At 62.7% G+C, this 14,904-nt stretch carries 18 protein-coding genes; 9 read left to right on the top strand and 9 right to left on the bottom strand.

Features of this window, described 5'->3' with window-relative positions:
- Positions 1–2: 2 nt before the first annotated feature.
- The 6 genes from NKH04_RS17780 (at position 3) to NKH04_RS17755 (ending at position 6,674) form a co-directional block, all read left to right on the top strand.
- Positions 3–200, top strand: a complete 198-nt coding sequence (locus NKH04_RS17780; protein WP_352541645.1) for a hypothetical protein — start codon at positions 3–5, stop codon at positions 198–200.
- A gap of 42 nt (positions 201–242) precedes the next feature.
- Complete coding sequence (locus tag NKH04_RS17775; RefSeq protein ID WP_352541644.1) at positions 243–2,351, top strand: molybdopterin-containing oxidoreductase family protein; 2,109 nt, start codon at positions 243–245, stop codon at positions 2,349–2,351.
- A 56-nt stretch (positions 2,352–2,407) separates the two neighbouring features.
- Entirely contained in the window at positions 2,408–3,106 is a 699-nt protein-coding gene (locus tag NKH04_RS17770) for a DUF2270 domain-containing protein (protein ID WP_352472615.1), read from the top strand.
- Positions 3,107–3,296: 190 nt separating this feature from the next.
- Positions 3,297–5,519: a cation:proton antiporter domain-containing protein gene (locus tag NKH04_RS17765; protein ID WP_502913410.1), complete on the top strand. Its 2,223-nt coding sequence runs from the start codon at positions 3,297–3,299 to the stop codon at positions 5,517–5,519.
- 373 nt (positions 5,520–5,892) lie between these two features.
- The gene (locus tag NKH04_RS17760) at positions 5,893–6,126 is read left to right on the top strand and encodes a DUF680 domain-containing protein (RefSeq protein ID WP_353044678.1); all 234 of its coding nucleotides are present in this window, start codon (positions 5,893–5,895) and stop codon (positions 6,124–6,126) included.
- 275 nt (positions 6,127–6,401) lie between these two features.
- Positions 6,402–6,674: a DUF680 domain-containing protein gene (locus NKH04_RS17755; RefSeq protein WP_353044677.1), complete on the top strand. Its 273-nt coding sequence runs from the start codon at positions 6,402–6,404 to the stop codon at positions 6,672–6,674.
- 110 nt (positions 6,675–6,784) lie between these two features.
- Here the strand turns inward: NKH04_RS17755 and NKH04_RS17750 are convergent, their stop codons facing one another.
- The 9 genes from NKH04_RS17750 to NKH04_RS17710 form a co-directional block, all read right to left on the bottom strand.
- Positions 6,785–7,300: a SixA phosphatase family protein gene (locus NKH04_RS17750; RefSeq protein WP_352820239.1), complete on the bottom strand. Its 516-nt coding sequence runs from the start codon at positions 7,298–7,300 to the stop codon at positions 6,785–6,787.
- Positions 7,301–7,309: 9 nt separating this feature from the next.
- Positions 7,310–7,642: a hypothetical protein gene (locus NKH04_RS17745; RefSeq protein WP_352771139.1), complete on the bottom strand. Its 333-nt coding sequence runs from the start codon at positions 7,640–7,642 to the stop codon at positions 7,310–7,312.
- Between the two features lie 18 nt (positions 7,643–7,660).
- Positions 7,661–7,954 carry a type II toxin-antitoxin system RelE/ParE family toxin gene (locus tag NKH04_RS17740; protein ID WP_353044676.1) on the bottom strand — a complete coding sequence of 98 codons (294 nt, stop codon included), beginning with the start codon at positions 7,952–7,954 and terminating at the stop codon, positions 7,661–7,663.
- The gene (locus NKH04_RS17735; RefSeq protein WP_352457662.1) at positions 7,947–8,234 is read right to left on the bottom strand and encodes a type II toxin-antitoxin system ParD family antitoxin; all 288 of its coding nucleotides are present in this window, start codon (positions 8,232–8,234) and stop codon (positions 7,947–7,949) included. The genes NKH04_RS17740 and NKH04_RS17735 overlap by 8 nt, the downstream gene beginning before the upstream one ends.
- Before the next feature lie 59 nt (positions 8,235–8,293).
- Complete coding sequence (purN, locus tag NKH04_RS17730; RefSeq protein WP_353044675.1) at positions 8,294–8,998, bottom strand: phosphoribosylglycinamide formyltransferase; 705 nt, start codon at positions 8,996–8,998, stop codon at positions 8,294–8,296.
- Positions 8,995–10,059, bottom strand: a complete 1,065-nt coding sequence (purM, locus tag NKH04_RS17725) for a phosphoribosylformylglycinamidine cyclo-ligase (RefSeq protein WP_352472623.1) — start codon at positions 10,057–10,059, stop codon at positions 8,995–8,997. The genes purN and purM overlap by 4 nt, the downstream gene beginning before the upstream one ends.
- Before the next feature lie 110 nt (positions 10,060–10,169).
- On the bottom strand, positions 10,170–10,583 hold the full coding sequence (locus NKH04_RS17720) for a hypothetical protein (protein ID WP_352771148.1): 414 nt from the start codon (positions 10,581–10,583) through the stop codon (positions 10,170–10,172).
- Between the two features lie 87 nt (positions 10,584–10,670).
- Positions 10,671–11,219, bottom strand: a complete 549-nt coding sequence (locus tag NKH04_RS17715) for a hypothetical protein (protein WP_353044674.1) — start codon at positions 11,217–11,219, stop codon at positions 10,671–10,673.
- 227 nt (positions 11,220–11,446) lie between these two features.
- Positions 11,447–12,091: a glutathione S-transferase family protein gene (locus NKH04_RS17710; protein ID WP_352786016.1), complete on the bottom strand. Its 645-nt coding sequence runs from the start codon at positions 12,089–12,091 to the stop codon at positions 11,447–11,449.
- A gap of 201 nt (positions 12,092–12,292) precedes the next feature.
- Between NKH04_RS17710 and NKH04_RS17705 the strand changes: the two genes are divergently transcribed.
- From NKH04_RS17705 to hdaA, 3 genes are read left to right on the top strand one after another with little or no spacing between them, the layout of a single operon-like run.
- Complete coding sequence (locus NKH04_RS17705) at positions 12,293–12,850, top strand: CDP-alcohol phosphatidyltransferase family protein (RefSeq protein WP_352469229.1); 558 nt, start codon at positions 12,293–12,295, stop codon at positions 12,848–12,850.
- Entirely contained in the window at positions 12,822–14,018 is a 1,197-nt protein-coding gene (locus NKH04_RS17700; RefSeq protein WP_352501884.1) for an AI-2E family transporter, read from the top strand. The genes NKH04_RS17705 and NKH04_RS17700 overlap by 29 nt, the downstream gene beginning before the upstream one ends.
- Before the next feature lie 5 nt (positions 14,019–14,023).
- Positions 14,024–14,725 carry a DnaA regulatory inactivator HdaA gene (gene hdaA / locus NKH04_RS17695; RefSeq protein ID WP_352472673.1) on the top strand — a complete coding sequence of 234 codons (702 nt, stop codon included), beginning with the start codon at positions 14,024–14,026 and terminating at the stop codon, positions 14,723–14,725.
- Positions 14,726–14,904: the final 179 nt, after the last annotated feature.

The following is a 14,904-nucleotide window of genomic DNA, read 5'->3' as shown; positions in this document are numbered from 1 at the left end:
CGATGTCGACAAAACTTTGGATCGAAGCTGCCAAGGTTTTGGTTGTCAATTCCGAAGCTGTCGTAAAATGCCCTGAGTGTGGAGACGGCAATCTGCTGGTCATCGACGCCGGAGCCGGATCATCGCATGTCGAGCGCCACATACATTGCCCGAAATGCGGCGCCTACAACGCCTTGCTCAAGCGCATTGATGGCGGGTAACTGGCCCTACACGCCGCCGCCATAAACGGCTAGTTTGCACCCATGAATCAGTATGCCAAGCTCAAAATCGGCCATTCGGCCTGCCCGCATGATTGCCCGTCGACCTGCGCGCTCGAGGTCGAGCTGCTCGACGCCAGGCGCATCGGCCGCGTCCATGGCGCCAAGGCCAACAGCTATACGGCCGGCGTCATCTGCGCCAAGGTCGCCCGTTACGCCGATCGCGTCCATCATCCCGACCGCCTGCTGAAGCCGCTGGTGCGGGCCGGCGCCAAGGGCGACGGCGCCTGGAAGGAAGCGAGCTGGGAGGTGGCGCTCGATCTGGTCGCTGAAAAATTCATCGCGGCGGAGGCAAAATACGGCTCGGAGACGGTCTGGCCCTATTACTATGCCGGCACGATGGGGCTGGTGCAGCGCGACGGCATAGAGCGGCTCAGGCACGCCAAAAAATATTCCGGCTTCTTCGGTTCGATCTGCACCAATCTGGCCTGGACCGGCTGGATGATGGGCGCCGGCGCGCTGCGCGGCCCCGACCCGCGCGAAATGGCAAAGTCCGACTGCGTGGTGATCTGGGGCACCAACGCCGTGGTCACGCAGGTCAACGTCATGACCCACGCCATCAAGGCGCGCAAGGAACGCGGCGCCAAGATCGTCGTCATCGACGTCTACGAAAATGCAACGATGAAGCAGGCCGATCTCGGCCTGGTGCTGAAGCCCGGCACCGACGGCGCGCTGGCCTGCGCGGTGATGCACGTGCTGTTCCGTGACGGCATGGCCGACCGCGCCTATCTGGAAAAATACACCGACGATCCGCACGGTCTGGAAGCGCATCTTAATACGCGGACGCCGCAATGGGCCGCAGACATCACCGGGCTTTCCGTCGACGAAATCGAGGCCTTCGCCCGTCTCGTCGGCACGACGAAGAAGACCTACTTTCGCCTCGGCTACGGTTTTTCGCGGCAGCGCAACGGTTCGGTCAACATGCACGCCGCGGCCGCGATCGCCGCGGTTACCGGCTGCTGGCAATATGAGGGCGGCGGCGCCTTCCATTCCAATTCGGGCATCTTCAAGCTCAACCAGGAACTGCTCGAAGGCACACGGATGCGCGACCCCGCGATCCGTCATCTCGATCATTCGCGCATCGGCCCGGTGCTGACCGGGGCTGAGGATGCGCTCTATGGCGGCCCGCCGGTGACGGCGCTGCTGATCCAGAACACCAATCCGGTGAATGTCGCGCCGGAGCAGCGGCTGGTGAAGCAAGGTTTTCTGCGCGATGATCTGTTTTCCTGCGTGCACGAGCAGTTCATGACCGACACCGCCAAGCTCGCTGATGTGGTGCTGCCGGCGACGATGTTTCTCGAGCATGACGACGTCTACAAGGGTGGCGGCAACCAGCACATCACACTCGGGCCGAAGCTGATCGACCCGCCGGAAGGTCCGCGCACCAACCATTTCGTCATCGAGGAGCTCGGCAAAAGGCTCGGTGTCGCCGATCGTCCTGGCTTCGGCATGACCGAGCAGCAGCATATCGACATCATTCTGGGCAAGCGCGGGCTGGGCAGCTTTTCGAGCCTGAAAGAGCAGAAATGGGTCGATTTGCAGCCGGATTTCGCGGCCGCGCATTTCCTCGACGGCTTCGGCCATGCCGACAAGAAGTTCCATTTTCGCGCCGACTGGACGGGCCAGGCCGCGCCCAACCGGCCACCGAAAAGCATGGGCCTGTTCGGGCCGGTGGCGAGCCTGCCGGAATTCCCCGACCATGTCGACCTGATCGAAGTGGCGGACGAGGCGCACCCGTTCCGGCTGACCACCTCGCCGGCGCGCAATTTCCTCAATTCGACCTTTGCCGAAACGCCGGTATCGCAGGCAAAAGAGCGCCGGCCGGAGCTGCTCTTGCATCCCGATGATGCGGCGGCACTCGGCGTCGCCGACGGCGGCCGTGTCGAAGTCGGCAACCAGCGTGGCGAGGTGGTGCTGCACGCAAAGCTGTTCGACGGCATCAAGCGCGGCGTCGTCGTCGCCGAAGGCATCTGGCCGAACAGCGCCCATGAGCGCGGCGAGGGCATCAACGTGCTGACCGGCGCCGATGCGCCGGCGCCCTATGGCGGCGCCGCCTTCCACGACAACAAGGTCTGGCTGCGCCCGGCGGATTGAGCGTCGGAACGATATCTCCATCCGGCCGTTTTCGCGTGGCGGGTGGAGGCATTGTCATGGCAGAAGTGTTGCCGGCGCCGGATCCCATCGGAAGGACACTGTCGTCCGGCGAACTCGTAACCACGATGTCCCACTTTCATCGCGCCGAGATTGCGCGCATGGCTGGGTGGCGTGACCGCCTGGACCGGACGAGCAACTGGGCGATAACCGTTGTCGCAGCAATGCTGTCCGTTTCGCTTTCGACAGCCAGCGCTCACCATGGCGTGCTGCTGTTTGCCATGCTGCTTGTTCTGCTGCTGCTGTGGATAGAGGCCCGCCGATATCGCTTCTTCGACTTCTACCGGGCTCGCGTGCGCCAGTTCGAACGGCACTATTTCGCGCAGATATTCTCGCCGCAGCCGGACTTCGCGTCCGATTGGCTGTTGATCGTCGGCGAGAGCCTGCGCGCGCCGAAATTCCTGATTTCGCAACGCATGGCTTTGGCGCGCCGCCTGCGTCGCAATTACATCTACATGCTGCTGATCCTGCTGCTGGCCTGGATCCTCAAACTGTCGACCCCCAGTCTTCTGACCGAAGGTGTCCGCATCGGCTTCGTCGGGTCGATGCGTGAGGCGGTCGCCAGTGCTGCCTTGGGTCCAATTCCGGGCGCCGTCATCGTCGTGCTGGTCGCCGTCCTCTATGCGGGCCTGCTGGTGACAGCATTTCTGACAGAGAGCGACGACGGCGAACTCTCCTTCGGTGACGTCCACGTCTAGCAACGCAACACCCTGTCTAGCAACGCAACGCCCTGTCGCGCGTTGTTGGACACGTGCATTGGGCGATGGGGGTCTCATGGCTTGGCAGGCTCCGACACGTTCCAGCCTGGCGCTGCTGGTTTGCGCTTTCGTCCCCGCGGGGGCGGCCTGGGCAGCGCAGACGCTCGTTGCCGGTACCCGGGCCTCCGGCATGGGTGGTTCGGGCGAAGGCGCTTTCGTCGCCGAGATCGTGCTTCTGCTGCTTGTCGGGCGCGGCCTGGGCGAAGTGCTGCAGCGTTATGGCCAGCCGGCAATCATGGGCCAACTGATCGGCGGCATCCTGCTCGGTCCTTCGCTGTTCGGCTGGCTGTGGCCGTCGGCCCAGCACCTGATCTTTCCCAGTGATCCTGCGCAAAAGGGCATGATCGACGCCGTCTCGCAGCTCGGCATCCTGATGCTGCTTTTGCTGACCGGCATGGAGACGGACCTGCGGCTGGTGCGCCGGGTTGGCGCGGCCTGTTTTTCCATTTCGGCTACCGGCGTCGTGGTGCCCTTCATCTTCGGTTTTGCGCTGGCGCAGTTCCTGCCGGACGCATTGCTGGCTGACCCCACGCAGCGCACCGTCGCCGGGCTGTTCCTGGGCACGGCGCTGTCGATCTCGTCGGTCAAGGTCGTCGCCATGGTGGTGCGCGAGATGAACTTCATGCGCCGCAACCTCGGACAGGTGATTATTTCCTCGGCGATCATCGAGGACACGATCGGCTGGCTGGTCATCGCCGTAACCTTCGGCATCGCCACCAATGGCAAGCTACAGTTCGCGCCGCTGGTGACCACCATCGCCGCGGTGGCACTGTTCATGGTGTTCTCCTTCACCATTGGCCGCCGTCTTGTCTTCACCTTGATCCGCTGGACCAACGATCAATTCCGCAGCGAGTTTGCGGTGATCACCATGATCCTCATCATCATGGGAGCGATGGCGCTGATCACAAATCTGATAGGCGTCCATACCGTGCTGGGGGCGTTCGTCGCCGGCATCCTGGTCGGGGAATCGCCCATCCTCTCCAGCCATATCGAAGGTCAGCTGCGCGGCGTCATCACCGCGCTGTTCATGCCGATCTTCTTCGGCATGGCGGGGCTTTCCGCCGATCTCACAGTGCTCGCCGATCCAACCCTTGCCATGCTGACGGGCGCTCTCGTGATCATCGCCAGCATCGGCAAGTTTGGCGGCGCGTTCATCGGCGCCAAGCTCGCCGCCATGTCGCTCAAGGAAGCAATCGCCGTCGGCAGTGCCATGAACGCACGCGGCTCGACCGAGGTGATCGTCGCCAGCATCGGCCTGTCGATGAACATCCTGTCGCACAATCTCTTCACCATGATCGTCACCATGGCCGTGATCACCACCTTGGCCATGCCGCCGATGCTGCGCTGGGCGCTCGGCCGGCTGCCGGTTGGGCACGACGAGCAGCAGCGTGTCGAGCGCGAGGCGTTGGACGAATACGGCTTCATTTCCAGGCTGGAGAGGCTGCTGGTGCTGGTCGACGACAGCAGGATCGGCAAGTTCACCGCATATCTCGCCGGACTGGTCGGCGGAGGCAGCGGCATGCCCACCACCTTGCTTCGCCTGCCCACCACCTTGCTTCAGCCGAAAGACGGCCGAGTTGACAGGCCGACCGACAGCAAGGGACAGGAGCGCGCCCTCCAGGAAATCAAAAAGGGTGCAAAAAAGAGCGCTCAGGCGGTGAAACGGATCGAAGATACGCTTGTCGACAAAGTCCATCTGACAGCCCGCACCGAATTGGATGCCACGGGTGAGACGATTGCCGAAGAGGCCCGCAAGGGATACGGCCTGTTGCTGGTCGGCCTGGACAATGTGCTGACCGCCGATGGCGCCTTCGCGCCGGCCCTCAACGACATTGCCGCAGGATTTGACGGCCCGCTTTGCCTGGTCCTGAACGGCGGCAATGCTGGCGAAAAGATGCCGACGCTGAAAGCCGGCACCAGCATTCTCGTCCCCGTCAACGGTACCCAGGTGGCGCGTCGCGCCGCCGACCTGGCGCTGGCGCTGGCGCGTCCAAACCGGGCGCGGATCAAGGTTCTCTACGTCTCGCAAAAGGCAGCCAAGGGCCGCAGGTCGACATCGGTGTCACATAGCCGCGAAGAGGCCGTGCTGAAAGACATCGCCGATCTGGCGGGCCGCTACGGCCTGCATATCGACACAGCGTTCCATACCCGCGTCACACCCGACAAGGCGATCACCCGGGAGGCGGCCAAAGGAGCGGCGATCGTCGTGATGGGCGTCACCCAACGTCCGGGTGAGGACCTGTTCTTCGGTGAAACCGCCGGCGCTGTTTTAGCCGCCTGCAACTGCCCGGTCGTGCTTCTGGCCAGCGCGCGGCCCAAGCACGACACCGCCGGCGCTGAGCTGGCAGCGTGATTTTCATGGCGCCCGTCGGCAGGAATGTCGATCGAGCCTCTGAAAGCGCTGATCAGCCAAACGTAAAAGAACTCGAACGGAACGGTTCGGTTCTGGTGCCAGAGCATACAGGAAAGGGTGAACGCCGGCTCAAAGAATGTTCGCGCGGCAAATTACCACTGACCGCGTAACTAATTGAAAATAAAACAGAAGATTGTGGCAGAAGGGGACCTTATGCCGGATTTCAAGCGGCCAATTTGGCGCACCGGCACAAAATTTTTGTGATTGGAAACGACAGACTTGCCGACCCATCTCGGGGTGGTCCGAGCGACGCGAATTCCTCCCGAGGCACGCCACTTGACGGACAGACCAGAGAACTACCGGAGTACCCGAAATGACCAAGCTCGCTCTTACCGCCGCCGCCATCCTCGTTGCCACCGGCACTGCTTTTGCCGGCAGCGACCATTATGGCTCGGACAACGTCAACCAGCCGGCCGCTGCTGCTGCCAACGTCGACAACACCTTCACCGGTTCGATCCGCAAGCCAGTTACTTCCGAGCATACCGGTGCCAAGATAACCCCCGAGTCGGTGGCGCCTGAATCCGGCCAAGGCATCTGGGGCCGCTGATTATAACGGCCTGCAACACAAAGAGCGGCGGGCTTGGCCCGCTACTCTTGCTTTCGCGTATCAACGGGCGTGTGCGCCGAATAGCATCCTGCGCCAATCGAATACTTTGATTTGCAGGTTTCATCTGTAGCCACAATCTCGGTTGCTGAAATCGTCCAGCAACGTGCACATCGGAAAAAGCCGGGTGCGTATTCGTCCCGCGGACAGCGCTCTCATCTCGAATGCGTCGAAAGCAACGACAACTCACGAATGACCAGTACACTGGAGTACCTGAAATGACCAAGATTGCTCTTACCGTCGCCACCATCGTCCTCGTCGCCACGGGCAGCGCCTTTGCAGGCAGTGATCACTATGGCTCGGACAGCGTCAACCAGCCGGCCGCGCCTGTTGGCAACGCGCCTGTCGGCAGCATCGACAACGGGTTTACTGGTTCCATCCGCAAGCCGCTGACGGCCGAGCACAACGCCGTCGACACCGAGGCGACGACCCGGTTCGGCGCGGATCAACCCGTAGTGCCCCAATCTGGCCGGGGCAACTGGGGCCGATAGATCCTCAAACCCAGGAGCACGAAGAGGGGCGGGCTTGGCCCGCCGCTTTTGTTTGCGCGAAGCCGGGTTTGGTCGAAAGGTCGGCGATCCCCCGGCCTGTCAGGCAGTCGCTAGCGAAGATCCTTCGGCCAAATGCAGTGCGTCAGTCGGGCGCTGCCGAAGGTGAGACCGGTCCAATCGCCGTCGACGTCGAACCGAGCCAGGCCCGCGGTGGGGTATTTTTCCGCCAGCTTCTTCAGCGCCGCTTGGTCCGATCCAGCCCCGGCAACCCCGCGCGCGAACTCCTCCAGCCCGGGATTGTGACCAAGCACCAGCAGCGTTCCAGTCCCCGCCTTTACTTGCCGCACCTTGGCGAGGATGTCCGCCGCCGCTGCCTCGTAGAGCGCCTGGGAAAATTTGGCCTGCACCTTAGCCGGCAATTCCGCCGAGACCAGCCGCCACGTGTCGCGGGTGCGCAGCGCCGGCGACACCAGCGCCAGCTCCGGCAGCCAGCCGCGCCGGGCCAGTTCGCGCCCGACCAGTGGTGCTGCCTTCAGCCCGCGCGCGGACAGCGGCCGGTCGAAGTCGATGAGGTTGGGATCGTCCCAACTCGACTTGGCGTGACGCAGGAGCAGCAGTTGCTTCATGGATTCAACTCAAGTCCAAGGGATGTCGGGCTGAAAGTCTTTCCCATAGCCGCCGCCATGTTTTGTGCCCATGGCGGTATCAAAACTCGCCCAAAGCGCACCAAAGATGAACAGGCCTACATGCCGTTCATCTTTATCCCATCTGACCAAAATGTCTGCTTCAGTGATGGCCCAATCGCCCGATCGAACGTGAATTGCACCGACGACGGGACCTACTCCTCCGTCCTCGATCCGACAGAGATAAAAATATGCCGTGGCACTTTTCGGATCGTCCGCCGCGTCGTACTCGAAGACGCCGGCCAGATCACGCTTTGTCCGGATCGCGCTGTCGAAAACGTCCATTTGCTTGTCCGCAATCTATCAAAACAGTGCCGAAGCGTCGCGGGCGCCGTGTACGGCGCGGACGATCTCGACGCGCTGTTCGGCCAGGCGATAAAGCACGAGATAGTTGCCGATCGTCAACGCCCGCACCTCGGCAGCGATGTCGGGCCTCTTGGGACCGGATCCCGGGAATGTGCCCAATTGCACGATGCGCACGGCAATAGCATCCAAAAAGCGGTCCGCGGCAAGCGGGTTGTCCCTTGCAATGCCAAACCAAATATCGATCAGGTCGTCTTCTGCCGCCGGGCTGCGGACAATGCGGATGTCAGCCATTCCGCCGGTTTTTGCTGGTGTTGCCCAACCGGCTGCGGGCTTTCTGTTTTATGTCCTCGATGTCGAACGGCGCAAACGGACCGCTCTCCAGCCCTTCCGTCCAGGCTTTCCGCAACCGCTCCGCTTCGGCCTCGCGCAAGGGCTGGCGAAGCCGCCATTCGCGCAGTGCCTCGCGGATCACTTCACTTGCCGAACCGTACTGCCCGCTGGCCACCGCGCCTTTGACCATGTCCAGCAGTTCCGGGGAAAGCGCTACGCTGACTTTTTCGACTGTCGCCATCAAGCCGTCTCCTCACGAAAACGGTAGCAAAATTTGCTACCAAATTCAAGAACTGACCCTCACGGCGTGATCCGCGCCAGGTGCTCGAGATCGGTCTCTTCGCGCAGCGGGTCGGGCGCGATCACCACCGACGTGGCGTTGTCGGCATCGTCGGCGAAGCGCGAAAACACCGTGCGGCCGCCTTCCATCCGCGCCTTGCCTTCGGCGACAAGGCCCAACGCCAGCGGATAAAGTTGGTGCTCGGCCTTGAGCACGCGCGCGGCCAGCGTGTCCTCATTGTCGCCGACCATCACCGGCACGGCGGCCTGGGCGATGATCGGCCCGTCATCCATGTCGAGCGTGACGAAATGCACCGTGCAGCCATGGATGCGCATGCCTGCGCGGAGGGCCCGCGCATGCGTATCCAGCCCCTTGAAGGCAGGCAGCAGGGCAGGGTGGATATTGATCATGCGGCCCTGCCACTTCTCCACGAAGCGCGCGCCGAGGATGCGCATGTAGCCGGCCAGCGCGACGATCTCGGCGCCGAACGACAAGAGGGCCGCATCGATCGCCTCGTCATGCGCTTGCTTGCTGGCATGGTCGGAGCGCGAAATCACTCTGGTGGCGATGCCGCGCGCCGCGACGATGCCAAGGCCGGCGGCATTGGCGCGGTCGGAGATGACGCCGACGATCTCGGCCGGATAGGCCGGGTTGCTCGCCGCCGCAACCAGCGCCGTCATGTTGGAGCCGCGCCCCGAGATCAGTACGACCGTCCGTTTCCTCATAGGCCAATCGAGCCCCGATAGATGACGCCGGCATCGCGGCGCGGCACGATCTGGCCGATCGGCGTCACCGTCTCGCCGGCCTCCTGCAGAACGGCAGCGACCTGCGCCGCCTGGCCGGAGGCGACGACCAGGATCATGCCGATGCCGCAATTGAAGGTCCGCATCATCTCTTCCGGCGCGACGCCGCCGGTCTTGGCCAGCCATGAGAACACCGGCGGCACCTCGATGGCGCCGAGATCGAGCTCGGCCGAAAAATCCTTGGGCAGAACGCGCGGGATGTTTTCGGGAAAGCCGCCGCCGGTGATATGGGCCAGCGCCTTGATGCCGTGGGTGTTGCGGATCGCCTTGAGGATCGACTTGACGTAGATGCGGGTAGGTTCGAGCAGCGCCTCGGCCAGCGTCGCCTCGTCATTGAACGGCGCCGGATCGCCCCAGCCAAGGCCGCTTACGGCGACGATGCGACGGACCAGCGAAAAGCCGTTCGAATGCAGGCCCGACGAGGCAAGGCCGAGCAGCACGTCGCCCTCGACGATGTCGTCGGTCGGCAGCAACTGGCCGCGTTCGGCGGCACCGACGGCAAAGCCGGCAAGGTCATAATCCTTGTCGTGATACATGCCGGGCATCTCCGCCGTCTCGCCGCCGATCAGCGCGCAACCGGCCTGCCGGCAGCCGGCGGCAATGCCGCCGACAATCGAGGCACCCTGGTCGGGATCGAGCTTGCCGGTGGCGAAATAGTCGAGGAAGAACAGCGGCTCGGCGCCTTGCACGACGATGTCGTTGACGCACATGGCGACGAGGTCGATGCCGATCGTATCGTGCTTGCCGGCATCGATGGCGATCTTCAGCTTGGTGCCGACGCCGTCGTTGGCGGCCACCAGCACGGGATCGGTGAAGCCGGCGGCCTTGAGGTCGAACAAACCGCCGAAGCCGCCGATCTCGCCATCGGCGCCCGGCCGGCGGGTGGCGCGCACCAGCGGCTTGATCTTCTCGACCATGAGATTGCCGGCGTCGATGTCGACGCCCGCTTCGGCATAGGTGAGCCCGTTCTTGCGCTTGCTCATTTCCGGCGCCTGCTCATCTGTTGCGCTTGCCTGTCGCTGGTTTCATTCGCGTGCGGGCTCTTCGCATGAACGGTTTTGCCCCGCAAGGCAAGCGCGCGATGAGGGTGTTTTCAGTTGGATGCCGGGGGAACCGGGCGCGATACACTCCAACAATAAAAAGAAATCCCTGCCAGAATTGCGGCGAGGCCTCCGACGGTGGCAAGAGACCTGATCTCACCGTCGAAGGGCAGGGTCCCATACGAGAAGCCGGCGGCGATCAACGCCGCCGCGGCAGCCCACAGACCTGGATTTGCAACGACTGATCTTGAGAAAACGAACGCGACGACAGCGGCGGTCAGCCAGAGGGGCCAAGAGACGACCACGCCCACGGCCAGCTCAAGAGCGAAGGCCCACAGGAGATCTTGCGTCGCCACCTTGCGGTGCGGGGCTCCCAAAAATGCGAAGACCAAAAGACTTTCTGTCAGTCCGGCCAGATAACAAAGCGTTACTCGCCAAGCGATTGTGATTCTCTGCGCCATCGTCATTCAGCAGTGGGGAAATAGGCTGTCGCTTCACGGGCTCTTCGCATGGGCAACAGCGTCTTGCAAGGACGGCAGCGGAATACCGGGCACTTACGTCTCTTCCAGGAAAGGCACCGCCGTTTCGTCCGTCCAGAGGCGACCGCCCTTGGGGAGGGTCTGCTGCTGTCCCATAAATCGTTCATCGTGCCCGCGTCCTCCCGGTGACTGGAAGAAGGCATATTGAACATGTCTTGGGTTCCAACGCGCCCCGGCTGGATGTCCCTCATGAACGTGCCGCCAGATCGAACCCCAACTGGGTTCCCAGATATCAATGAACTTGAGAAATAGGCCGAGCAAAACCTTTGTATTCACCGGTTCGGCTCCAGCTATGTAGCTAAACTCCAGCGAAGCATTGTTCTGGCTGTCTTCCGACAGATATTTGGACCAGGAACTGCAATGGACTGATGTGGACGCCTCTGTATTTGCCTGGCGCTGGTTCCACAGCGACACATTGTATCCCAGTTCAGGAACGGGCTGTCTCCGAGGCATGTCCGTCTTGTTCCGGCCCTTTAACAGCCAGCGATGGAGAACCTCGCACGACGAGGTGTTGACCGGCTTGGAGGCGATTGCTTTTTTGAGCGATCTGCCGCGCGGGCCCACCTCGCGAACCTGTCGTCGGCTTCGTCCAAGGCCCGGAAATGCGCCTGCAGCTGCGGGACCAGCTCTTCGGCGTCCTTTCTCCTCGCCCCCAGTAGACATAGATGTTGATCGACATGGCGTCCCCTCGAATACGGGAGACGTACCAGCTTTCTTGACTGGCGTCGCCAAAGGAGAGCGCGCGCGCTTCGGGCTCGCTTCCATTTGGTTAGTTCAATGCTGGCTAATCTTCACGCCCCCTCTGCGTTGATCGCAAATTGCGCGGCGAAAGCCCGGATATAAGCCGGCCGTGCTTCCCCGCGCGCTACATAGGCAGCCAAGTTTTGATATTCGTCCAAAATGCCTGACATTCTCAGTCGCAGCAGCACTGACACCATCAATAAATCGCCTGCGCTGAACGTATCATCGAGCCAGTCGGCGACGCCCAAGTGGGCCGAGAGTTTGTCCAGCCGAGCGCGAACACGGTCCTTTACCAACGGCAAGCGCTCCTCGCTCCAAGGCTTGTCACGTTCGAATATTCTTGCCGTCGTTAATTCGAGGATCGGTGGTTCGACGGTGTTAAGTGCGGCAAACATCCACGTGATCGCACGCGCGCGGGCATTGCGATCCTTCGGCAGCAATCCCGCATGCTGCTCAGCAAGATGAAAGACGATCGAGCCGGTCTCGAACAGCGAGAGAGAACCTTCCTCATAGGTGGGGATCTGGCCGAAGGGATGGATCGCCAGATGTTCAGGCGCCTTCATCTCTGCGAAGGAAACAAGACGAACCTCATACGGCTGCCCCACTTCTTCGAGCGCCCAGCGAACGCGCGTATCACGCGCCAGTCCCTTGCCGCCATCGGGCGATCGTTCAAATGCTGTGATAGTGATTGTCATCGCGTCCGTTTCCTTGCCTGGGCAAATTTCCTTGGCTTCCTATCGTGAGACGAATGAGCCTCCCCGAAATCGACATCTGTCTTGACCTATTTCATTGCTGGCGCCCTCGTGGGGAGATTGGCAGCTTCTGTGTCGCTTCTCACTTGCCGTAACCCTCCATCTCCATCATGTATCGGCAAACAAGAGCGACGGGATATGCGTTTGACCATCCCCAACATGATCACGATCATGCGCTTCGTGCTGGTGCCGGCGGTGGTGCTGGCCATGCTGCAGGACCGCTGGGACTGGGCCTTTGCGGGCTTCCTCATTGCCGGCATTTCCGACGGCGTCGACGGCTTCATCGCCCGCCATTTCAATCAGTTTTCCAGGCTCGGCGCCTATCTCGATCCGATGGCCGACAAGCTGCTGCTGGTCTCGGTTTTCGTGGTCCTGGGCTTCAGCGGCGAACTGCCGCTGTGGCTGGTCGTTACCATGGTGTCGCGCGACGCACTGATCGTCTGCGCCGTGCTTTTATCCACCGTCATGGCGCATCCGGTCGAGATGAAGCCGCTCCTGGTGTCGAAGGCCAACACCGCGATCCAGATCGTGCTGGCGGCAGTGGTGTTGGGCGAACTCGCCTTCGACATCCGTCTCGATCCGCTGAGGCCGGCCCTCATATTGCTGTCCGGGGTCTTGACCGTGGCTTCGGCCGCGGCCTATCTCGTGGCTTGGCTGAGGCATATGAGCGGCTATGGCGAAGGCTCCACACCCGGCACCTGACGAACGGTCCATCGACGCTGAAGCTGAGGCTGCGGCAGCGGAAGCTGCGGCATCGGCGTCGTTTCGCCGCCAGATCCGCTTCTGGCTGGTCAGCGCCATCATCCTCGCCGTCTTCCTCTATGTCTTCAGCGGCATCCTTCTGCCGTTCGTCGCCGGCATGGTGCTCGCCTATTTCCTCGACCCTGTCGCCGACCGGCTGGAGCGGCTTGGCCTGTCCAGGCTGATGGCGACGGTGGTCATCCTCATCGCCTTTATCGTCGTCCTGGTACTGGCCTTCGTCATCCTGGTTCCGGTGCTCGCCTCGCAGATGGCTGATTTCGCCAGCAAGCTGCCGGACTATCTGACCCGGCTGCAGGGCCTGATCACCAGCTTCGACCCGAAATGGCTGGAAGAGAAATTCGGCGTCGACGCCAACGGCCTGCGCGAAGGCCTGAACTCGCTGCTGACCTCCGGCTTCGGCCTCCTGACCACCGTGTTCACCTCGATCTGGAGCTCCGGCGTGGCGCTGGTCTCGGTGGTCAGCCTGTTCGTCGTGACGCCGGTCGTCGCCTTCTACATGCTGCTCGACTGGGATCGCATGGTGACAATCGTCGACAGCTGGGTGCCGCGCGACTATGTCAAGACCGTCAGGACGATCGCCAGGGACATCAACACGGCGACCGCCGGCTTCGTGCGCGGCCAGGGCACGCTGTGCCTGGTGCTGGGCGCCATGTATGCCACCGGCCTGACACTGACGGGCCTGAATTTCGGCATCCTCATCGGTCTGTTCGCCGGACTGATCTCCTTCATCCCCTATGTCGGCTCGCTGACCGGCCTGGTGCTGGCCGTCGGCGTCGCCTTCGTCCAGTTCTGGCCGGACTGGACCATGATCGCAGCGGTGGCCGGTGTGTTCTTCGTCGGCCAGTTCATCGAGGGCAACATCCTGCAGCCAAGGCTGGTCGGCAAAAGCGTTGGCCTGCATCCGGTATGGCTGATGTTTGCGCTGTTTGCCTTCGGCGCGCTGTTCGGCTTCGTCGGCCTGCTGATCGCCGTTCCGGCTTCCGCCGCCGTTGCCGTTCTGGTGCGCTTCGCCATCGCCCGCTATCTCGAATCGCCGCTCTACAAGGGCCACGCCGACGAGCCGGTGCCGCCGCTGCAGGTGCGCCGCCGCGGGGGCGCGCGCGGTTGAGCCAGATGCCGGACAAGATCGATCCGCCGCGTCAATTGCCGCTCGATCTAGGCCACGGCACCGGCTATTCGCGCGACGAGCTCGTCGTCTCCAGCACCAACAGCCAGGCGGCGGCGCTTGTCGACCGCTGGCCGGACTGGCCGTCGCCGGTCGTTGTGCTGGCCGGGCCGGCCGGCTCGGGGAAAACCCATCTGGCCTCGATCTGGCGGACCCGCGCCGACGCGGTGAAAGTGGAGGCCGGCCGCATCGGCGACTGCATCGAAAATCTCGGCGCGCATCCGGCCCTGATCGACGATGTCGATGCCGGCCCGATCGATGAGCACGGCCTCTTCCACCTGATCAACGCGGTGCGCGGCGCCGGCTCGAGCTTGCTGTTGACGGCGCGGCGCTTCCCGTCCGCCTGGGGCGTCAGGCTGCCCGACCTGGCGTCGCGGCTGAAGGCGGCGGCGACCGTCGAGATCCACGAACCCGACGATCTTCTGCTGGCCGGCGTCATCACAAAGCTGTTCGCCGACCGCCAGGTCGAGGTCGAGCCGCATGTCGTGCAATATCTAGTGCGCCGCATCGAGCGCTCGCTGGCCACTGCCATGCGGGTGGTCGAACGGCTCGACCGCACCGCGCTCGAGCGCAAGACGCCGATCACCCGCGCGCTCGCCGCCGAGACCGTCAGCGCCATGGATGAAGGGCAGGGCGAGTTCGAGATTTGACGATTCCAGTTCCGCCACTGTCCCATTTCGGGAACAAAAGCTGGCATCTGTCTTGCAGCAACGAGCTTGCCGGCTAATCCCGGTCCTGATTGCGTATCAAATCAGGTAGTAGGCTCGCCGGGAGATGGGTGGTTGGGGTTCTCGCCCGGCGAGCTTGCCTTTGGCAGCATCGAATCGAT

It is taken from the genome of Mesorhizobium sp. M1365 (assembly GCF_040317865.1).
GTDB lineage: Bacteria > Pseudomonadota > Alphaproteobacteria > Rhizobiales > Rhizobiaceae > Mesorhizobium.
The sequence above is the reverse complement of the archived record's forward strand: the minus strand, read 5'-3'. Positions and strand labels throughout refer to the sequence as shown.

Bases quoted from the DNA above. Each gene is read 5' to 3' on its own strand.
- NKH04_RS17700 (WP_352501884.1), top strand. From the start codon at position 12,822: ATGGCGAAGGCTCCACACCCGGCACCTGACGAACGGTCCATCGACGCT.
- NKH04_RS17765 (WP_502913410.1), top strand. From the start codon at position 3,297: ATGGGTGGTTCGGGCGAAGGCGCTTTCGTCGCCGAGATCGTGCTTCTG.
- NKH04_RS17720 (WP_352771148.1), bottom strand. From the start codon at position 10,583: ATGACGATGGCGCAGAGAATCACAATCGCTTGGCGAGTAACGCTTTGT.
- NKH04_RS17750 (WP_352820239.1), bottom strand. From the start codon at position 7,300: ATGAAGCAACTGCTGCTCCTGCGTCACGCCAAGTCGAGTTGGGACGAT.
- hdaA (WP_352472673.1), top strand. From the start codon at position 14,024: ATGCCGGACAAGATCGATCCGCCGCGTCAATTGCCGCTCGATCTAGGC.
- NKH04_RS17710 (WP_352786016.1), bottom strand. From the start codon at position 12,091: ATGACAATCACTATCACAGCATTTGAACGATCGCCCGATGGCGGCAAG.
- NKH04_RS17740 (WP_353044676.1), bottom strand. From the start codon at position 7,954: ATGGCTGACATCCGCATTGTCCGCAGCCCGGCGGCAGAAGACGACCTG.
- purN (WP_353044675.1), bottom strand. From the start codon at position 8,998: ATGAGGAAACGGACGGTCGTACTGATCTCGGGGCGCGGCTCCAACATG.
- NKH04_RS17755 (WP_353044677.1), top strand. From the start codon at position 6,402: ATGACCAAGATTGCTCTTACCGTCGCCACCATCGTCCTCGTCGCCACG.
- NKH04_RS17775 (WP_352541644.1), top strand. From the start codon at position 243: ATGAATCAGTATGCCAAGCTCAAAATCGGCCATTCGGCCTGCCCGCAT.
- purM (WP_352472623.1), bottom strand. From the start codon at position 10,059: ATGAGCAAGCGCAAGAACGGGCTCACCTATGCCGAAGCGGGCGTCGAC.
- NKH04_RS17760 (WP_353044678.1), top strand. From the start codon at position 5,893: ATGACCAAGCTCGCTCTTACCGCCGCCGCCATCCTCGTTGCCACCGGC.
- NKH04_RS17770 (WP_352472615.1), top strand. From the start codon at position 2,408: ATGGCAGAAGTGTTGCCGGCGCCGGATCCCATCGGAAGGACACTGTCG.
- NKH04_RS17735 (WP_352457662.1), bottom strand. From the start codon at position 8,234: ATGGCGACAGTCGAAAAAGTCAGCGTAGCGCTTTCCCCGGAACTGCTG.
- NKH04_RS17745 (WP_352771139.1), bottom strand. From the start codon at position 7,642: ATGGACGTTTTCGACAGCGCGATCCGGACAAAGCGTGATCTGGCCGGC.
- NKH04_RS17780 (WP_352541645.1), top strand. From the start codon at position 3: ATGTCGACAAAACTTTGGATCGAAGCTGCCAAGGTTTTGGTTGTCAAT.